At 73.6% G+C, this 15,953-nt stretch carries 12 protein-coding genes and 1 pseudogene; 7 read left to right on the forward strand and 6 right to left on the reverse strand.

The genetic code is table 11. The annotated features are described in order from the left end of the window. The first annotated feature begins 6 nt into the window (after window positions 1-6). The 6 genes from AQJ67_RS21800 to AQJ67_RS21825 all read left to right on the forward strand — a co-directional run bounded on the left by AQJ67_RS21800 (window position 7) and on the right by AQJ67_RS21825 (window position 6,960). The gene (locus tag AQJ67_RS21800) at window positions 7-1,497 is read left to right on the forward strand and encodes an O-antigen ligase family protein (RefSeq protein WP_244190559.1); all 1,491 of its coding nucleotides are present in this window, start codon (window positions 7-9) and stop codon (window positions 1,495-1,497) included. Between the two features lie 74 nt (window positions 1,498-1,571). Further along, complete coding sequence (locus AQJ67_RS21805; protein WP_062721055.1) at window positions 1,572-3,233, forward strand: lipid II flippase MurJ; 1,662 nt, start codon at window positions 1,572-1,574, stop codon at window positions 3,231-3,233. Further along, on the forward strand, window positions 3,223-4,014 hold the full coding sequence (locus tag AQJ67_RS21810; RefSeq protein ID WP_062720736.1) for a polysaccharide deacetylase family protein: 792 nt from the start codon (window positions 3,223-3,225) through the stop codon (window positions 4,012-4,014). The genes AQJ67_RS21805 and AQJ67_RS21810 overlap by 11 nt, the downstream gene beginning before the upstream one ends. Next, entirely contained in the window at window positions 4,011-5,153 is a 1,143-nt protein-coding gene (locus AQJ67_RS21815; protein ID WP_062720737.1) for a glycosyltransferase, read from the forward strand. The genes AQJ67_RS21810 and AQJ67_RS21815 overlap by 4 nt, the downstream gene beginning before the upstream one ends. Next, entirely contained in the window at window positions 5,150-5,824 is a 675-nt protein-coding gene (locus tag AQJ67_RS21820) for a YveK family protein (protein WP_062720738.1), read from the forward strand. Before AQJ67_RS21815 ends, AQJ67_RS21820 begins: the two co-directional genes overlap by 4 nt. Beyond that, window positions 5,821-6,960: a GNAT family N-acetyltransferase gene (locus AQJ67_RS21825; protein WP_062720739.1), complete on the forward strand. Its 1,140-nt coding sequence runs from the start codon at window positions 5,821-5,823 to the stop codon at window positions 6,958-6,960. The genes AQJ67_RS21820 and AQJ67_RS21825 overlap by 4 nt, the downstream gene beginning before the upstream one ends. Window positions 6,961-7,024: 64 nt before the next feature. On the opposite strand, the gene AQJ67_RS21830 is transcribed toward AQJ67_RS21825, so the two are convergent. Next, a complete protein-coding gene (locus AQJ67_RS21830) occupies window positions 7,025-8,257 on the reverse strand; it encodes a glycoside hydrolase family 26 protein (RefSeq protein ID WP_062720740.1) in 1,233 nt (410 codons plus the stop codon). A gap of 134 nt (window positions 8,258-8,391) precedes the next feature. Next, window positions 8,392-8,875 (reverse strand): annotated as a pseudogene (locus tag AQJ67_RS45430) (long-chain fatty acid--CoA ligase); the annotation flags it as partial. Between the two features lie 82 nt (window positions 8,876-8,957). Between AQJ67_RS45430 and AQJ67_RS21845 the strand changes: the two are divergent. Continuing rightward, complete coding sequence (locus AQJ67_RS21845) at window positions 8,958-9,593, forward strand: chorismate mutase (RefSeq protein WP_062720743.1); 636 nt, start codon at window positions 8,958-8,960, stop codon at window positions 9,591-9,593. A gap of 31 nt (window positions 9,594-9,624) precedes the next feature. On the opposite strand, the gene AQJ67_RS21850 is transcribed toward AQJ67_RS21845, so the two are convergent. The 4 genes from AQJ67_RS21850 to AQJ67_RS21865 all read right to left on the reverse strand — a co-directional run bounded on the left by AQJ67_RS21850 (window position 9,625) and on the right by AQJ67_RS21865 (window position 15,916). Next, on the reverse strand, window positions 9,625-10,530 hold the full coding sequence (locus tag AQJ67_RS21850; protein WP_244190548.1) for a hypothetical protein: 906 nt from the start codon (window positions 10,528-10,530) through the stop codon (window positions 9,625-9,627). A gap of 134 nt (window positions 10,531-10,664) precedes the next feature. Further along, window positions 10,665-12,251: a vWA domain-containing protein gene (locus tag AQJ67_RS21855; protein ID WP_062720745.1), complete on the reverse strand. Its 1,587-nt coding sequence runs from the start codon at window positions 12,249-12,251 to the stop codon at window positions 10,665-10,667. Window positions 12,252-12,398: 147 nt separating this feature from the next. Further along, window positions 12,399-13,265 (reverse strand): ABC transporter permease, encoded by an 867-nt coding sequence (locus AQJ67_RS21860; protein ID WP_062720746.1) that lies wholly within the window; start codon window positions 13,263-13,265, stop codon window positions 12,399-12,401. Further along, a complete protein-coding gene (locus tag AQJ67_RS21865; RefSeq protein ID WP_062720747.1) occupies window positions 13,262-15,916 on the reverse strand; it encodes a CocE/NonD family hydrolase in 2,655 nt (884 codons plus the stop codon). The genes AQJ67_RS21860 and AQJ67_RS21865 overlap by 4 nt, the downstream gene beginning before the upstream one ends. Between the last annotated feature and the right edge of the window lie 37 nt (window positions 15,917-15,953).

Consider the following 15,953-nt stretch of genomic DNA (forward strand, 5'->3'; position numbering starts at 1 on the left):
TTCCGCCTGTCCGGCCTCCCCGTCCGGTCCGCGCTGTCCGCCCCGTCCCTGCTGTCCGTACTGCCCGTCATCGCGGTCGTGGTGCTGCTGGGGCTGCCCGTCACGCCGGGCGGCTCGGCCACGCCCGCCGACGCCGCCTCGGGACTGGTCGTGCTGGGGGCGCTCGTCCAGGCCGTGCGAGGGGCCCGGCGGCCGCTGACCCGGACGGCGGCGGTCCTGTTCGGGCTGCCCGTGGTGGGCGTCGCGGTCGCCGCGGCGGGGGCGCTGACCACCAGTGACGCGCTCACCGGACTGGCCCGCTACCTCCAGGTGTTCGTGCTCGTCCCGGTGGCGGTGCTGCTGCTGGTGCGCGACCGGCGGGGCGCCCGGCTGGTGCTGTGGTCCCTGGTCGGCCTCGCGCTGTGGCAGGGCGCCATCGGGGTGCACCAGAACCTCACCAGGACCGGCGCCCTGTACCAGGGGGCCGACATCCGGGCGGTGGGCACGTTCGGGCCGTCCGACGTGATGGGGATGGCGACCGTCGTGGCGTTCGGCGTGGTGGCCGCGACCGGTCTCGCCCTCGGCACCCGGGCGCGGCGAGAGCGTGTCGTGGCGGCCGTGTGCGCGCTGGCCCTGCTCGTGCCGCTCGCGCTGTCCTACAGCCGGGGCGCCTGGATCGCCACGGCGTTCGCCTGCGGGGCGCAGCTGCTCCTGGTCGGTGTGCGACGGGCGGTGAAGGTGTTCGCGGCGGCGGCCGCGGCCGCGGTGGTGCTGGTGGGCGGGCTCGGTCTGGGCGCGGCGACCCTGCAGGAGCGGTTGACCAGCGTCACCCAGGTCACCGACGCGCCGGACCAGTCGGTCGTCGACCGGTACACGATGTGGGCCGCGGCGGGCGAGATGTGGCGCGGGCATCCGCTGACGGGCGTCGGGCTGAAGGCCTTCCCCGCGCACCGGGACGGGCATGCCTCGCTCGCGCTGTCGTCGGGCAGCGACACGGCCGGCGCCGGCCAGGCCTTCCGCCGCCAGCCGCTGCTGTCCCCGCACAACATGTACCTGCTGCTCCTCAGCGAGCAGGGCATGCTGGGCCTGCTCGCGTTCGCGGGCAGCTGGCTCGCCCTGCTGGTGATCGCGCTGCGCCGGCTGCGGCGCAGCGGACGCGCCGTACGGGACTGCGCGCTCCCGGCGTGCGGGCTGCTGCTGTGGCAGCTCGTCAACTTCCTGTACGCCGACATCGGCGGGCCCTCCACCATCCTCGCCGGGGTCTGCCTCGGCCTGGCTGCCTGGTGGGCCCTGGGGCGCGATGCGCAGGACCCGTCCACCGGGCGACGCCTGGACCACGGGCTCGCCGCACCGGGCGTAAGCACGGATACGGCCAGTGCGGGGGCTCCCGCCCAGCATGCCGAGAGCACGGACCGGCCGCAGGACGGCCCGGCCTCCGGGCGGACGACGGGACGCTCGCACCACACCCCGGCCCCTGACGACTCGACGGCCCCGGCCGTGGAATCGGGCCCGCGGTGAGGCCCCGCCCGGCGACGACCGCGCAGGCCACCGAGCAGGTGCCGGACGGGGACACCACGCGCACGCCCGAGCAGATGCGAGGCGGCAAGGCCCCCCGTGCCGCCGAAGGCGTCCGCCCCGCCCCGTCGGCCGTCCGGCGGACCGGGGCGCCCTCGCGGCGTTTCCTCGCCAGGGCGACGCTGCTCTCCGCCGCGCTGTCCATGGCCGGGGCGGTCCTCGGGCTCGGGCGGGACCAGACGCTCGCCCATCTGTTCGGGGCCGGGGAGGACAGCGACGCGTTTCTCGTCGCGTGGACGCTGCCCGAGCTGGCGTCGACGCTGCTGATCGAGGACGGGATGGCGTTCGTGCTCGTGCCCGCGTTCAGCGTGGCGCTGGCGCGGCGGGCACGTGGGGTCGGCGCCCTCGACCCCGTGCGCGCCCTGGTCACCGCCTCGCTGCCGCGGCTGTGCCTGGTCCTCGCCGGCTCGGCCGCCGTGCTCGCGGCCACGGCGCCGCAGGTGGTCTCCGTGCTCGCGCCCGGCCTGCCCGACCCGGCGCTGGCCGTGTCCTGCACCCGGCTGACCGCGACCTGCGTCCTGAGCTTCGGGCTCGCCGGGTACTTCAGCGCGGCGCTGCGGGCGCACCGCGACTATCTCGCGCCGGGCGCCATCTACATCGCCTACAACCTCGCGATCATCGCGACGATGTTCGTACTCGCCGACCGCTGGGGCGTACGGGCCGCCGCTCTCGGTGTCGCGATCGGCGGGTGCGTCATGGCCGCCGTACAGGCACCGTCGCTGTGGCGGCGAATCACCGCGGGCCGGGAACCCGGTCACCTCGCGCCGGTCTCCGGGTACGACGGGGACAGCGGGCGGACGCTCGTGCCGGCCCTGGTCTGCGCGGTCCTGCTGTTCACGCTGTGCCGGCAGTCGCAGGTCCTCATCGAGCGCTACTTCGCCTCCGGGCTGCCCGCCGGTGCCATCTCGCACCTCAACTACGCCCAGAAGGTCGCCCAGTTCCCGATGTCGCTGGCGATGATGGTGTGCGTCGTCACCTTCCCGGTGGTGGCGCGGGCCATCGCCGAGGGCGACCTGCGGCGGGCCCGGGAGCGGGTCGAGCGGGACCTGACGCTGATGGGCTGCCTCGTGCTGCTCGGTGCCGCCCTGGTCGTGGCCGGTGCCCCGCAGATCGTCCAACTCCTTTTCCAGCGCGGTGCGTTCACCGCCGAGGACACCGCCGCGACCGCCGCCGTCATGCGGGTCTACGCCGTGGGGCTGCTCGGGCACACGCTGGTCGGTGCGCTGGTGCGGTCGTACTTCTCGACCGGCCGCACCACCTGGTTCCCGCTGCTCGCCATGGGGGCCGGCGCGCTCGTCACCGCCGTCATCAGCGCCTGGGCCGTGGACCCGTGGGGCGCACGCGGCCTCGCCGCGGCCAACGCGGCCGGCATCACCCTCACGGCACTGCTCCTGCTGAAGGGGCTGGGGCCGCGCAGCGTGCCCGTGCGGGTCCGCCCGGTCGTCGCCGAGTTGTCACGGCCGGTGCGTGCGGCCGTGTGCGCCGCCGGAGCCGGGCTGTTCTGCGCAGGTCTGTTCGACTCCCCCACGGCGGCCCTCGCCGCCGGCTGCGCCTGCGCGACCGTCGTCTTCCTGTCGCTGGCCTGGATCCTCGACGTGGCGGGCGTCCGGGCCCTGCTGCTTCCCGTCACGCACTCCGTCCGTAGCTCCCTCACCCGAAAGCTTCGCCATGGTCGCTGACATCTCCGCCGCCCCACGCGCGGTCGAACCCGATCCCGACCCGGTCGCGGAGGGACGCCCGAGAAAGGGTCCCGCCGCCTGGGTGGCCATGTACCACTCCGTCTCCGACTGCCGGGACGACCCGTACAACGTCACCGTCACGCCCGACCGCCTGGACCGGCAACTCGGCTGGCTCGCGGCCCGCGGGCTGCGCGGGGTGAGCGTGCGGGAGCTGCTCGCGGCGCGCGCCCGGGGCGCCGAGCGCGGCCTGATCGGGCTCACCTTCGACGACGGGTACACCGACTTCCTCACCCACGCGGTGCCCGTGCTGCACCGCTGGGGCTTCTCGGCCACCGTGTTCGTGCTGCCCGGGCGGCTCGGCGGCGAGAACTCCTGGGAGCCGACCGGCCCGCGCAAACCCCTCTTCGACGTGGCCGACGTCCACCGTGCCGTGGCCGCGGGCATGGAGATCGCCTCGCACGGCATGACCCACCTCAACCTGACCAGGACCACGGACGAGGTGCTGCACCGCGAGGTCGAGGAGAGCCGGCAGCGGCTCGCCGCCCTCACCGGAGGCGACGTCGACGGCTTCTGCTACCCGTACGGCTGTCTCGACGAGCGCGTCGTCGCCGCCGTGCGCCGGGCCGGGTACCGCTACGCCTGCGCGATCTCCCCCGGCCCGGCCGACTCCGGCGACCTCGCGCTGCCCCGTATCCACCTCGGGCAGGCGGACATCTCGCTGCGGCTGGAGCTCAAGCGCCGCCTGGCCCGGTACTACGGCCGCGCCCTGGAGGCCGTGTGAAGGCCCTGCATGTCATCACCGGCCTCGGCGTGGGCGGCGCGGAACAGCAGCTGCGGCTGCTGCTCCGGCACCTGCCCGCGCAGTGCGACGTGGTGACGCTGACCAACCCCGGTTCCGTCGCGGCCGGTCTGGCCGCCGACGGCGTCCGCGTCGCCCACCTCGGCATGAGCGGCAACCGTGACGTCGACGCGCTGCCCCGTCTCACCCGGCTGATCCGCGCCGGCCGCTACGACCTCGTCCACACCCACCTGTACCGGGCCTGTCTGTACGGCCGGGTCGCGGCGCGGCTCGCGGGGGTCGGTGCCGTCGTCGCCACCGAGCACTCGATCGGCGAGAGCCGGCTGGAGGGCCGGCCGCTGACGTCGGGGGTCCGCGCCCTCTACCTGGCCGGCGAGCGCCTCGGCCGCGCCACGGTCGCCGTGTCGCCGACGGTGGCGCAGCGGCTGCGGCACTGGGGCGTGCCCGGGCCGCGCATCCGGGTCATCCCGAACGGCATCGACGCGCCCCGGTTCCGCTTCGACGAGGCGCGCCGCGAGGAGGCCCGGGCGTTCCACGGGCTGCCGCCGGACGCCTACGTCGTCGGCGGCGTGGGGCGACTCACCCCGGGCAAGCGGTTCGACGTGCTCGTGCGGGCACTGCACCAACTGCCCGGCGACGTACGGCTGCTGCTGGTGGGCGCCGGCCCCGAGGAGGCGGCGCTGCGGCGCACCGCGCAGCGGCTCGGGGTCGCGGAGCGGATGGTGCTGACGGGCGAGCGCCCGTATCTGCCCCTCCCCGGCGACGGCGCGCCCGGCCTCGCCGCCCTGCTGTCCGCGATGGACGTGCTCGCCTCGCCGTCGCCCGAGGAGGCCTTCGGCCTGGCCGTGGTCGAGGCGCTGGCGGCCGGGCTCCCCGTGCTGTACGCGAGTTGCCCCGCCGTCGACGACATGCCGCCGGACGCGGCCCCCGGAGCCCGGCGCGTCCGGGGCGGGGCCGAGGCGTACGCGCGGGAACTGCTGCGGCTGCGGGCGGTGGGAAGGGACGAGCGGCCCGTCCCCGACGTCGTACGCCGCTATGACATCGCGCGTACCGCGCGGCAGTTGATGGATCTGTACACGGCCGCTCTGTCCGGCTCGAACCTGGAAGTGAGTTCCTCATGACAGACAACCCCACTGAGGGTGCCCGGGTGGCCGACCGTACGCGCTCGCGCGTGCTACGGCTGGCCTCATGGTGGTGGCTGCCGGCCGCCGCGCTGGTCGGTGCCGCGGCAGGCGGCGCCTACGGCCAGCTGAGACCCCCGCAGTACACGGCGACCAGCTCCGTCGTCGCCGTGCCGAACGGCACGACCGAGGCCGACTGCACCGACGCGCTCGGCTTCGCGCAGGCGTACGGCCGGGTCGCCACGCAGCTCGCGGTGCTCGGCGACGCCCAGGTGTGGGCGGGCGTACCGGTCTCGACGCTGCGCGAGAGCGTGGACGTGGCGACCTCGCCGGACGCGCCGATGGTGGCGGTGTCGGCGACGTCGTCGAAGCCCTCGCAGGCCGTCGACATCGCCAACGCCGTGTCCCGCGCGCTGATCACCGAGGCGGACCACAGCCGTTCGCGCACTGGCATCCGGCTCGAACGCCTCTCCCGTGCCCTGAAGCCCACCGAGCCGTCGTCCGCGTCCCCGGCGCTGGCCTCGCTGGTGGGCGCGAGCGCCGGCGGGCTGCTGGGCGGCCTCGCGCTGCTGGCGCGGCCACGGCGTACCCCGGAGGACGACGACGACCAGGGCCACGCCTCGGTCCCCGGCCCGGCAGGCGCCGCCGACGCCCGCGGGACGCTTGGGTGAGCGGGTACGGGCGCGCGCTGACGGTGGAGGTGTGCACCGACGAGCGCGCCTTCGCGGCGCTGGCCGGCGACTGGGAACGCCTGCACGGCGCGTGCCCGTCCGCGACGGCGTTCCAGAGCCATGCCTGGCTGCACTCGTGGTGGCAGTCGTACGGCAGGCCGGGCCGGCTGCGGCTCGTGCTGGTGCGCAAGGGCGGTGCGCTGGTGGCGGCCGCGCCGCTGATGCGGGTGCGTCGGCCGCTGCCGGCACTGGTGCCGATGGGCGGCGCCATCACCGACCTCTGCGATGTGCTCATCGACGACGAGGTGGCCGCGCCGGCCGCCGGGGCGCTCGCGGGCGCGCTGGCCGAGCTGGCGCGCACCGCCCTGGTCGACTTCCGTGAGGTGCGGCCGGGCGGCGCGATGGAACGCGTCTACCTGTGCTGGCGCGGGCCGCGGCACCGGCTGCCCGACTCGGTGTGCCTGGAGCTGCCCGCCGTCCCCATGGACGAGCTGGTCGGGCGGCTGTCGTCGCGGCACGCCCAGCGGGTCCGCAACAAGGTGAACCGGCTCGCGCGGCTCGGCATCGAGTGGCGCCTCGTGGGCGGCGACGAGACCGACGCCGCGCTGCGTCGGCTGCTCGCGCTGCACCGGCTGCAGTGGCAGGGCCGGCGGATGTCGTCGGAGCACGCGCGGCCGCGGTTCCTGGAACACCTGGTCCGCTCGGCGGCGCCGATGACCCGGTCGGGGCAGGCCGCGGTGATGGAGTTCCTGCTCGACGGGACGGTGGTGGCGGTCAATCTCAATCTGCTGTCGGGACGTCCTGGAGGGCTGGCGGGCACCTATCTCTACGGCTTTCACCCTCAGCTGCGGGAGCGGAAGGTGGACGTGGCGGCGATGCTGCTGCACGCGTCCACCGAGCACCTCACGTCCGTCGACGGGCACCGGGTGCTGAGCCTGCTGCGCGGTGACGAGCCGTACAAGTACCGCTGGCACCCCAAGAGGGTCGTCAACCAGCGCCTGCTGCTGGCCCGGCGCCGCACCGCACCACTGCTGGCGGCCGCCGTCGCGGAGGCGGGGGCGCGGCAGCGGGCCAAGCGGGTGCTGCGCCGGGAGGCGGAGCAAGCGCCACAGGCGGAACAGGTGGATCAGCAGTAACTCCCGTCCCCCCTCAGTCGCCCCCCAGTCGGCCCCTTCACTCGGGCCACTTCACTCGGGCCCTTCACTCAGGCCACTTCACACAGGCACGGAGTTTCCCTCCGGCCTGGTGCTTCAGCCATTTCGCGAGCTCCAGCGGGGTGCACCGCGGCAGCCGCGAGGGCATGGGCGTCGGCGTGGATGTCGCCGTAGATGCCGGTCTCGGTGGCTGGGTCTGGGTCATGGGCCGGTTCGGGGCCGGGACCGGCGGCCCCGGTTTCGGCCGGGGGGTGAGCGGGGTGGAGAGCAGGGCGCGGTACAGGGCGGAGGCGCGGGGGTTGTCCGAGCACAGCCACACGCCGTGCGGGCAGTAGTCGGTGATGGTGTTGTACAGCGGCTTGTGCTCGTCCATCCAGGCGAGCATGCGCAGCATGTACGTGATGTTGTCGCCGTTGTGGAACAGGCCCCATTCCGGGTACGAGATGGGCTTGCCGTGCTCGCGTGCGAAGTCGACGTGGTGCTGGAGGCCGTAGGGCTCAAAGACCTGTTCGTCGAAGCCCGTCCCGCGCGGCTGGTCGTAGGCGTCCATGCCGATGATGTCGACGACGTCGTCTCCGGGGTAGCACTCGGGCCAGGGGATCGCGTCCATGCCGCGGTTCGGGGCGAAGTCGAACCTGAACCGCTGGCCGTCGACCGAGCGCATGACGCCGACGATGCGCTGCCAGTACCGCTTCCAGCTGTCCGGGTCGGGGGCGCAGCGGTGGGTGTAGCTGACGCCGTTCATCTCCCAACCGAGCACGATGACCGTGTCCGGCACGCCCAGGCCGACCAGGCGTTGGGCCAGCACCCTGAAGTGCTCGTCGAACGCGCCGTCCGCGCCGCGCCGCAGCAGCTCGCGCACCTCGGCGTCGGGCAGGTTCTCCTCGTTGCGCTCCATCATCGGCACGTTGAGCACGAGCATCCGCTCGGCCCTGGCCCGCCGCCAGCCGGCCCAGCTGTCGAGGAACCCGGGCGCCCCCTCGATGTTGCGCCACACGTCCCCCGGCAGATAGGTGTGCCCCACCCGCGGCTCCTGACCGTCCAGCCAGCGACCGAGCTCCTTCATACGCCACACACCGGCGGGCCCGTAGTGCAGGTACGCCCCGAACGCCGGGCCGTGCGCGACGACTCCCGACGGGGAGTGGGCGCCGCCCGGGGGCGTCGGGGAGTCGGAGGGCGCCGCAAGGGCCGGCCCCGGCCCCAGGGCGGCGGCCCCGACCAGGCCGGAAACGAGGAACGCCAGCCCACGGCGAACGGACCGACGACAGGCAGGGGCCATGCATCCTCCTTGGTACGGCTGCGGCTTCGAAGCTCCTTCCGTCACTGATACATAGTCATATACGCCCACATTTCACCAACGAAGCGCACCCGAATGGTCCGGCCCCGCTCGCTTCCCTGCCCCCACCCCCTGCCTCAGCTGCCGTACAACGCCTCGATCTCCCGCGCGTACACCCCCGTCACCGCCTGCCGCTTCACCTTCATCGACGGCGTCAGCAGCCCGTTGTCCTCGGTGAACTCGCCGTCCACCAGGGCGAAGGCGCGGATGGACTCGGCGCGGGAGACGGCCTCGTTGGCGTGGTCGACCGCCTTCTGGACGTCGGCCCGGAGGCGGGGGTCATCGAGGAGCTTGGAGAGCGGGGTGTCGGCGGGCATCTTGCGTACGGCCAGCCAGTGGGCCACGGCCTCCGGTCGAGGGTGATCAGGGCGGCGACGAAGGGGCGGTTGTCGCCGACGAAGAGGCACTGGCCTATCGGGGGGGGCGGCTGCGGAGGCGGTCCTCCAGGACGGACGGGGAGACGTTCTTGCCGCCGGAGGTGACGAGGATGTCCTTCTTGCGGCCGGTGATGGTGAGGTAGCCGTCCTCGTCGAGGGAGCCGAGGTCGCCGGTGGCGAACCACGCAAAGTGCGGGCAAGGCGCGCCGGAAGGCGCGGCCGTCTCTGTACGTTGCTGTACGACCACCCCTCACGGAAGGAACCCCGTGCACTCCCGATGCCTCCGGTCCGCCCTGGTCGCCGTCTGCGCCGCCGCGGCCCTGTCCCTCGCCGGCACCGCACCCGCCGCCGCACACCCCGCGACTCCCCCGGTGGCCCACGCCCCGGCCCACGCCCGGGCGGCCTCCGTCTCCCCCGGACTCACCCCGCTGACCGACCTGTTCGCCGAGCGGCTGCTGATCGCCGACAAGGTCGCCGCCGCCAAGTACGGCACCGACAAGCCCATCGACGACCCGGTGCGCGAGCAGCAGATCCTGGACGACGTTGCCGCGCGGGCGACCGGACTCGGCCTGGACCCGGATGCCGTGCAGGCCGTCTTCCGGGACCAGATCGAGGCCAACAAGCTGGTGCAGCGGGGGCTTTACGCACGTTGGGACGCGCATCCCGCCGAGCGGCCCGCCGAGCGCCCCGACCTGGTCAAGGAGGTGCGCCCGGTGCTCGACCGCATCACCACCGAGTTGCTGGACACCCTGAAGGAGACGCAGCGGCTGCGGACGTCGCCGTCGTGCGGGCCGCTGCTCTACGTCGCCGCCGCCTGGTCGGCGTACGGCCACGAGTTGGACGTCCTGCACCTGAAGGGGCTTCAGCGGGCCGTGCCCTCGGTGTGCTCGACGGCTACGTAAGGGAAAAGGGAAAGGGGCGGGGCGGCCGGGGTCAGGCCCCGCAGAAGCGCGCGGTCCGCACGTATCCGCCGAGGTTCTCGTCGTCGGTGCCGAGGAGGGCGCGGGGCGATCCCGGCAGGCATTCCACCGCCTCGACCTTGTGCTGGGGGAACGTGCCCAGCACGACAGGGGTCCGGTTGAGCCGGACCCGAACCCCGCCGGCTGCCGACAAGGTCACCCGGCCGGCGTCGCTGACCGCCGAGTCGAACGGGCCGTCGTCGCCGGCGTCCGCCGCCGAGCTGAAGAGGATCCGACCGGAGGCGGTCACCGAGATGTCGGAGATGTGCCGCGTGGTGTCGTCGGTCGGATACGTCGCCCGGTAGGTCCGGCGGGTCACACTCCCGAACTGCGGCTGGCCCCACGAGGCGAAGGTGAGGGGCGCCGCGTAGAGCGTGGCGGGGCGGTCCGCGCCCGCTCCGCGGTCCGCCCACAGGGCGGCGAGGTGCCCGCCGCGCGCCACGAGAGCGAAGCTCTCGAAGTCGGCGCCCTCGCCGATGGCCGGCAGCGGCGAGTAGTCGACGACCGTCGCCGTGGAGCCGGTGACCTTCAGCCGGTAGACGATGCCGCGGGAGGCGAGCGCCAGGTACTCTCCGGGCATCTCGGGGATGGCTTCGACGGCCTCCAGGTCAACGGGTTCCGCACCGTCCCAGGTGATCGGGGAGACGTCGTCGGAGCCCGCCCGGTGGGTGATCCGGGACAGGCGCCGCTGCCCGGTCTGCTTGTTGTCGTGCACGGCCAGTGCCCGCACCCCGGCTCCGTCCGCGGTGCGGCCTTCGAACGCGATGCCGCTGACCCCACCGCGGGCGTCGTCGCCCACCTTCTGCCAGTCGTCGGCCGCCCCGGCCGGGGTGATGCCGGGGATCGTCAGCAGCGCGGCAGCCGCCGCGAGCCAGGCCACGCGTCGCAGTATCGGAAGTTCCACAGGGGGCACTCGCTTTCTCTCGCCGGCGGACGCCAGATCACCCGCCGGGCGCCAGGGGACTGATCATAATCAGGCCATGATCAGCGCGGCCCGGGGCACCGGCCGGCCGCTCAGTCCATCAGCCGCTCCGCCCGGCCGATGGCCTGCGCCAGCTGCCGCACCTCCTCGTCCTCCGTCTCCTTCGCCAGGTCCTCGGCGTGGTCCGCGAGGCCGCGCAGGGACGGGACGGCGGGCAGGGAGCTCCAGCGGGAGTCGCCGTCGCGGAGGGCGTCGGCGAAGTAGGCGGCGGTGGCCGTGACCTGGAACCTCGCGGACGTGTCGTCGAGGGAGTCGTGCAGGGAGCCGGTCTCCAGCTGGCCCGACTTCTCGTGCGGGGCGCGGGTCTTCGGGTCGAGCCAGCGGACGCTCGCCGTGGCGAGGTGGCCTTCGGTGCCGGGCCTGGTGCGGACGGCGTAGAGGGCGGTGACGGTGTGGCCGGGGCCGATCTCGCCGCCGTCGACGCTGTCGTCGCGGAAGTCGTCGTCGGCGACCTGGCGGTTGTCGTAGCCGACGAGCCGGAACTCCTTGACCGTCTCGGGGTCGAAGGCGACCTGGGCCTTGGCGTCGCGGGCGGTCAGGTCGATGTTCCGGGGCAGTTGGCGGCTGAAGACCTCGTGGGCGTCGTCCTCGTCGGAGACGTACACCGTGTGCCCGTCGCCCTTGTCGGCGAGGCGTTCCATGAGGGCGTCGCCGTAGTCGCTGCCGACGCCGACGCCGAAGAGGGTGATGCCGTGTTCGCGGCGTTCGGAGGCGATGCGTTCGAGGATGGTGTCGGCGTCGGTGTCGCCCGTGTTGGCCAGGGCGTCGGAGATGAGGACGACGCGGTTGGTGGCGCCCTTGCGCAGGCCCTCCACCGCTGTTTCGTAGCCGGTCTCCATGCCGGCGCCCAGGTTCGTGGAGTCGGTGGGCTCCAGGCTGTCGATGGCGTCGTGGATCTCGTCGCGGTGGCCGTCCAGGCGGGTCATCGGCAGGACCGTCTCGGCCTCGTCGCTGAAGGTGACCAGGGCGACCGAGTCGTCGTCGCGGAGCTGGTCCGTCATGTGTCCGAGGGAGTCCTGGGCGAGGTCCAGGCGGCCCGGTTCGGCCATCGAGCCGGAGATGTCGATGACGAAGGTGAGGGCGGCGGGCGGGCGTTCGCCGGGGTCGGCGGCGATGGGGGTCCCCCCGCTCGAGCGAATTCGAGAGTGGGGGCGGGTGGCCAGGCCCACGCGGACCAGGGACCAGTCGTCGCGGTCGGTGCGGGCGCCGTCGACGGTGACCGTGAAGCCGTCGCCGTCGGGGCGGTCGTAGTCCTGGCGGAAGCTGTTGACGAACTCCTCGGGGCGGACCGTCGACGGGTCCGGCAGCCGGCCCTCGGCGAGGGTGCGGCGGGCGTAGCCGTAGGAGGCGGTGTCGACGTCCAGGGCGAAGGTGGAGAGGTAGTCGGGCTCGGGGGCGAAGTCGCGGGAGTCCTTGTCCTCGCCCTCGCCCTCGCCCTCGCGCCGGTCGCCCTGGCTGTAGGCGGGGGCGGGGAAGCCCTTGCCGCCTCCCTTGCTGTCCTGCGCGGAATCTGTGCTGCTGCCGCTGTCGCCCGCGCCGCATCCGGTGAGCAGCAGGCCGCCCGCCGCGGTGAGTGCGAGCAGCGCCTTGTGCAGCCGTCGTGTGCGGTACCGCTCCATCGTCCGTGCCCCCTTGGTCCGTTGACGTCGACTTCTGTGACTGTGACGGGCCAGGGGGCCGGAACGTGCGCTACGGAGCGTTGCGGATGAGTCTCGAAGAGGGCACGGTGACGGGCCGTCGAGACCGGTGGGTGATCTTCCGTTGACCTACGACACCACGTCCTTGCGGGCGAAACCGCGGAAGGCCAGGGCGAACAGCACGAGGGCGTACGTTACCGACAGGGACGTGCCCTGGATCATGTCCGACCACTCCAGCTGGGGTCGTACGGCGTCCAGCCAGGCGTACTGCCAGTGGGCCGGCAGGAAGTCGCGCCAGTCGCCGAGGGCCGTCACCTCGTCGAGCACGTTGCCGATGATGGTGAGGCCGACCGCGCCGCCGACCGCGCCGAGCGGTGCGTCGGTCCTCGTGGAGAGCCAGAACGCCAGGGCGGCGGTGACCAGTTGGGAGATGAAGATGTACGCCACCGTGATCAGCAGGCGCTGGGCGGCGGTTCCGGCGGCCAGTGAGTCACCGGTGGGGAGCTGGAGCGGGCCCCAGCCGTACGCCGCCGTGCCCACCGCGAGCGCCACGACCGGGAGCAGGATCATCGCGGCCAGGCTGAGACCGAGGCCCACGACGAGCTTGGACCACAGCAGCCGGGCCCGGGGCACCGGCGCGGCCAGCAGATAGCGCAGGGAGGACCAGCTGGCCTCCGAGGCGACGGTGTCCCCGCAGAACAGGGCGACGGGGACGACGAGCAGGAAGCCCGCGGAGGCGAACAGGTTGACCGCGGCGAAGTTCGCCCCGGACAGCGTGGCCGTGTCCATCAGGTTCACGTTGTTGTTGCCCGAGCCCGGGCCGCCGCCCACCTGGAAGGCGATCAGCAGGACGAACGGCAGGGCGAACAGGATGCCGCCCATGACCAGGGTGCGGCGCCGCTTCAGCTGCCGGACCAGCTCGACCCGGATCGGCAGCGTACGGCCCGCGCGGTAGCCGTCGGCGACCTCCGCGCGCTCGGTCGTCGTGCTGCTCATGCGGAGTCTCCGATCAGGGTGAGGAAGGCGTCTTCGAGGCGGCGGTGCGGGCCCACCGACTCGACCGGGACTTCCAGCCGGACGAGTTCGGCGACCAGCCGCCGTGCGCTGCCGTCCGCGTCGAGCCGTACGACCAGGCCGGCGTCTGCGCGCACCGCGGAGGCCACGCCCGGCAGGGCGGCGATCTTCTCGACGACGGGCTCGTCCACGGGTTCGGTCGTGCCCACGAGGAGCGTGTCGCCCGAGCCGACGATCTCCCCGACCGGGCCCGCCTGGACGAGTTGGCCGTGGTCCATCACCACGAGGTGGGTGCAGGTCTGCTCGACCTCGGCCAGCAGGTGGCTGGAGACGATGACCGTGCGGCCGGCGGCCGCGTAGCGGATCATGACCTCGCGCATCTCACGGATCTGGGGCGGGTCGAGTCCGTTCGTCGGCTCGTCGAGTATGAGCAGGTCGGGCAGGCCGAGCATGGCCTGGGCGATGGCGAGGCGCTGGCGCATGCCCTGGGAGTAGGTGCGCACGGCCCGGGCGAGCGCGTCGCCGAGGCCGGCGATCTCCAGGGCCTCGTCGAGGTGGGCGTCCTGCGGTGGGCGGCCGGTGGCCTGCCAGTACAGCTCCAGGTTGGCGCGGCCGGACAGGTGCGGGAGGAAGCCCGCGCCCTCGACGAAGGCGCCGACGCGGGAGAGCACGGGGGCGCCGGGGGCGATGGCGTGGCCGAAGACGCGGATCTCGCCGCCGTCCGGCTTGATCAGGCCCATCAGCATGCGCAGGGTCGTCGTCTTGCCCGCGCCGTTCGGGCCGAGCAGGCCGAGCACCTGGCCCTTCTCCACCCGGAAGGAGAGGTCCTTGACCGCGTACCGGTCGGCGGACTTCGCGTAGCGCTTGCTCAGGTCGGTGATCTGGAGCGGCACTTCGGCCAGTGCGGGGTCGGGGGCGGCGGGGGCCGCGGTGCGGCGCCGTCCGGTCGCCAGCAGGGCCAGCGCGATCACCCCGCCCGCCAGCGGCAGCCACCACACCCAGGCGGGCAGCCCCGTCGGCGTGTTCGTGTCACCGAGCGGTGTCGGCACCGACAGGTCGCCCTTGAGGGAGACGGTGTACGTCGCCGGGGCGGTCGGGGAGGCGTAGCCGAGGTCGGTGGAGGCGAGGACCAGCCGCAGCCGGTGGCCGTCGTCGATCTCGTGGTCGATCGCCGGGAGGGTGAGGGTGACGTCCTTGCCGGCCTTCGCGCCCTCGACCCTGACGGGTTCGACGAGCTGCGAGGGCAGCACCTGACTGGCCTGGCCGCCCGGGCCGACGTCGTACAGCTTGGCGAAGAGCACGGCGTCCTCGCTCGTGGACTTCACCTGGACGGTGGCCTTCGGGGACCCGGTGATCTGGAGGTCCTCGCGGACGGGCGCCGACTCGAACGCGGCGAACTGGCCGGGGAAGTCGAGGGACACGCCGATGCCGAGCGAGGACAGCTGGGACAGGCCGCCGGCGCTGCCGAGTCCGGGGAGGGCCGACACGGCGGGCGGGCTGGCGCCGGCCGGGTTCTGGAAGCTCTGCTCCCGTCCGGTGAGGGCGATGGAGCGCCGGTCGCCCTCCAGGCCGGGGTACTTGTCGGCGCTCACGCCGCTCAGCCGGGGCTCGCCGTCCCCGCTGCCGGTGCCGAGGGTGCGGGTGACGCGGAAGGCGGGGCCCGTATCGGTGGCCTTGTCGTCCTTCAGGTAGCGGTCGAACCAGGTCCGCACCCGCTCCTGGATCCGGCCCGTCTCCATGTCACCGCCGTCGTGGCCGCCCGCGATCCAGTCGACGTCCACGGGGGCGCCGCCCGCACGGATCGCCTTCGCGGCGGCGTCGGCCTGGTCCAGCGGGAAGAGGGAGTCGGTCTGGCCCTGCATCAGCAGGGTGGGCACCTTGATGCGGTCGCCGACGGCGGACGGCGAGCGCTCCTGAAGCATCCGCTCGGCCGGCGCGTCCGGGGTGCCGGACTCCGCGACCCGCTCGTACATCTCGCAGATCCGCGTCTCGAACTTGTCGCAGCCGCCGGCCGAGTTGACGAAGATGCCCGCCCAGAGCTTCTTGAAGACGCCGTCCGGGAACAGCGCGTCCGAGAGGTTCCAGTACGTGATCGCCGAGGCGATGGCGTCCACCCGGTCGTCGTGTCCGGCGGCCAGCAGCGAGACCGCGCCGCCGTAGGAGCCGCCCGCCATGCCCACCCGCGGGTCGCCGGCCTTGTCGAGCTCGACCTGGGGCTGCTTCGCCAGCCAGTCGAGCAGCCTGGAGACGTCGGCGACCTCGCCCGCGGGGTCGTTCAGCCCGACCTTGCCGGTCGACTTCCCGAAGCCGCGGGCCGACCAGGTCAGCACGGCGTAGCCGTCCCGGGCGAGGTCCTGGGCCTGCTGGCGTACGTCGTTCTTGCTGCCGCCGAAGCCGTGCGCCAGGAGGACGGCGGGGCGGCGTTCACTTCCGGCGGTCGTGAAGTACGAGGTGTCGATGCGTACCCCGTCGCCCATGTCCATGACGCGGTCGGCGCGGCGCACCGCGGGTGGGTCGTCGGCGGCGACGGCGGTCCATGTCCCGGCCCCGGCGACCACGACGACGGCGGCCGCGGCGGCAAGCAGCCGCCGCGGCCTCCGTAGCCCTCGCAGTGCGGGCAGTCGAAGATCCATGGTTCAACGGTACGGGGCCAAGCTGTCGGCAAGTTAT

The sequence above is a fragment of the Streptomyces caeruleatus genome, from assembly GCF_001514235.1.
GTDB lineage: Bacteria > Actinomycetota > Actinomycetes > Streptomycetales > Streptomycetaceae > Streptomyces > Streptomyces caeruleatus.

Coding starts and splice junctions, on each gene's coding strand:
- AQJ67_RS21820 (WP_062720738.1), top strand. CDS start 5,150: ATGACAGACAACCCCACTGAGGGTGCCCGGGTGGCCGACCGTACGCGC.
- AQJ67_RS21830 (WP_062720740.1), bottom strand. CDS start 8,257: ATGGCCCCTGCCTGTCGTCGGTCCGTTCGCCGTGGGCTGGCGTTCCTC.
- AQJ67_RS21855 (WP_062720745.1), bottom strand. CDS start 12,251: ATGGAGCGGTACCGCACACGACGGCTGCACAAGGCGCTGCTCGCACTC.
- AQJ67_RS21810 (WP_062720736.1), top strand. CDS start 3,223: ATGGTCGCTGACATCTCCGCCGCCCCACGCGCGGTCGAACCCGATCCC.
- AQJ67_RS21865 (WP_062720747.1), bottom strand. CDS start 15,916: ATGGATCTTCGACTGCCCGCACTGCGAGGGCTACGGAGGCCGCGGCGG.
- AQJ67_RS21805 (WP_062721055.1), top strand. CDS start 1,572: ATGCGAGGCGGCAAGGCCCCCCGTGCCGCCGAAGGCGTCCGCCCCGCC.
- AQJ67_RS21860 (WP_062720746.1), bottom strand. CDS start 13,265: ATGAGCAGCACGACGACCGAGCGCGCGGAGGTCGCCGACGGCTACCGC.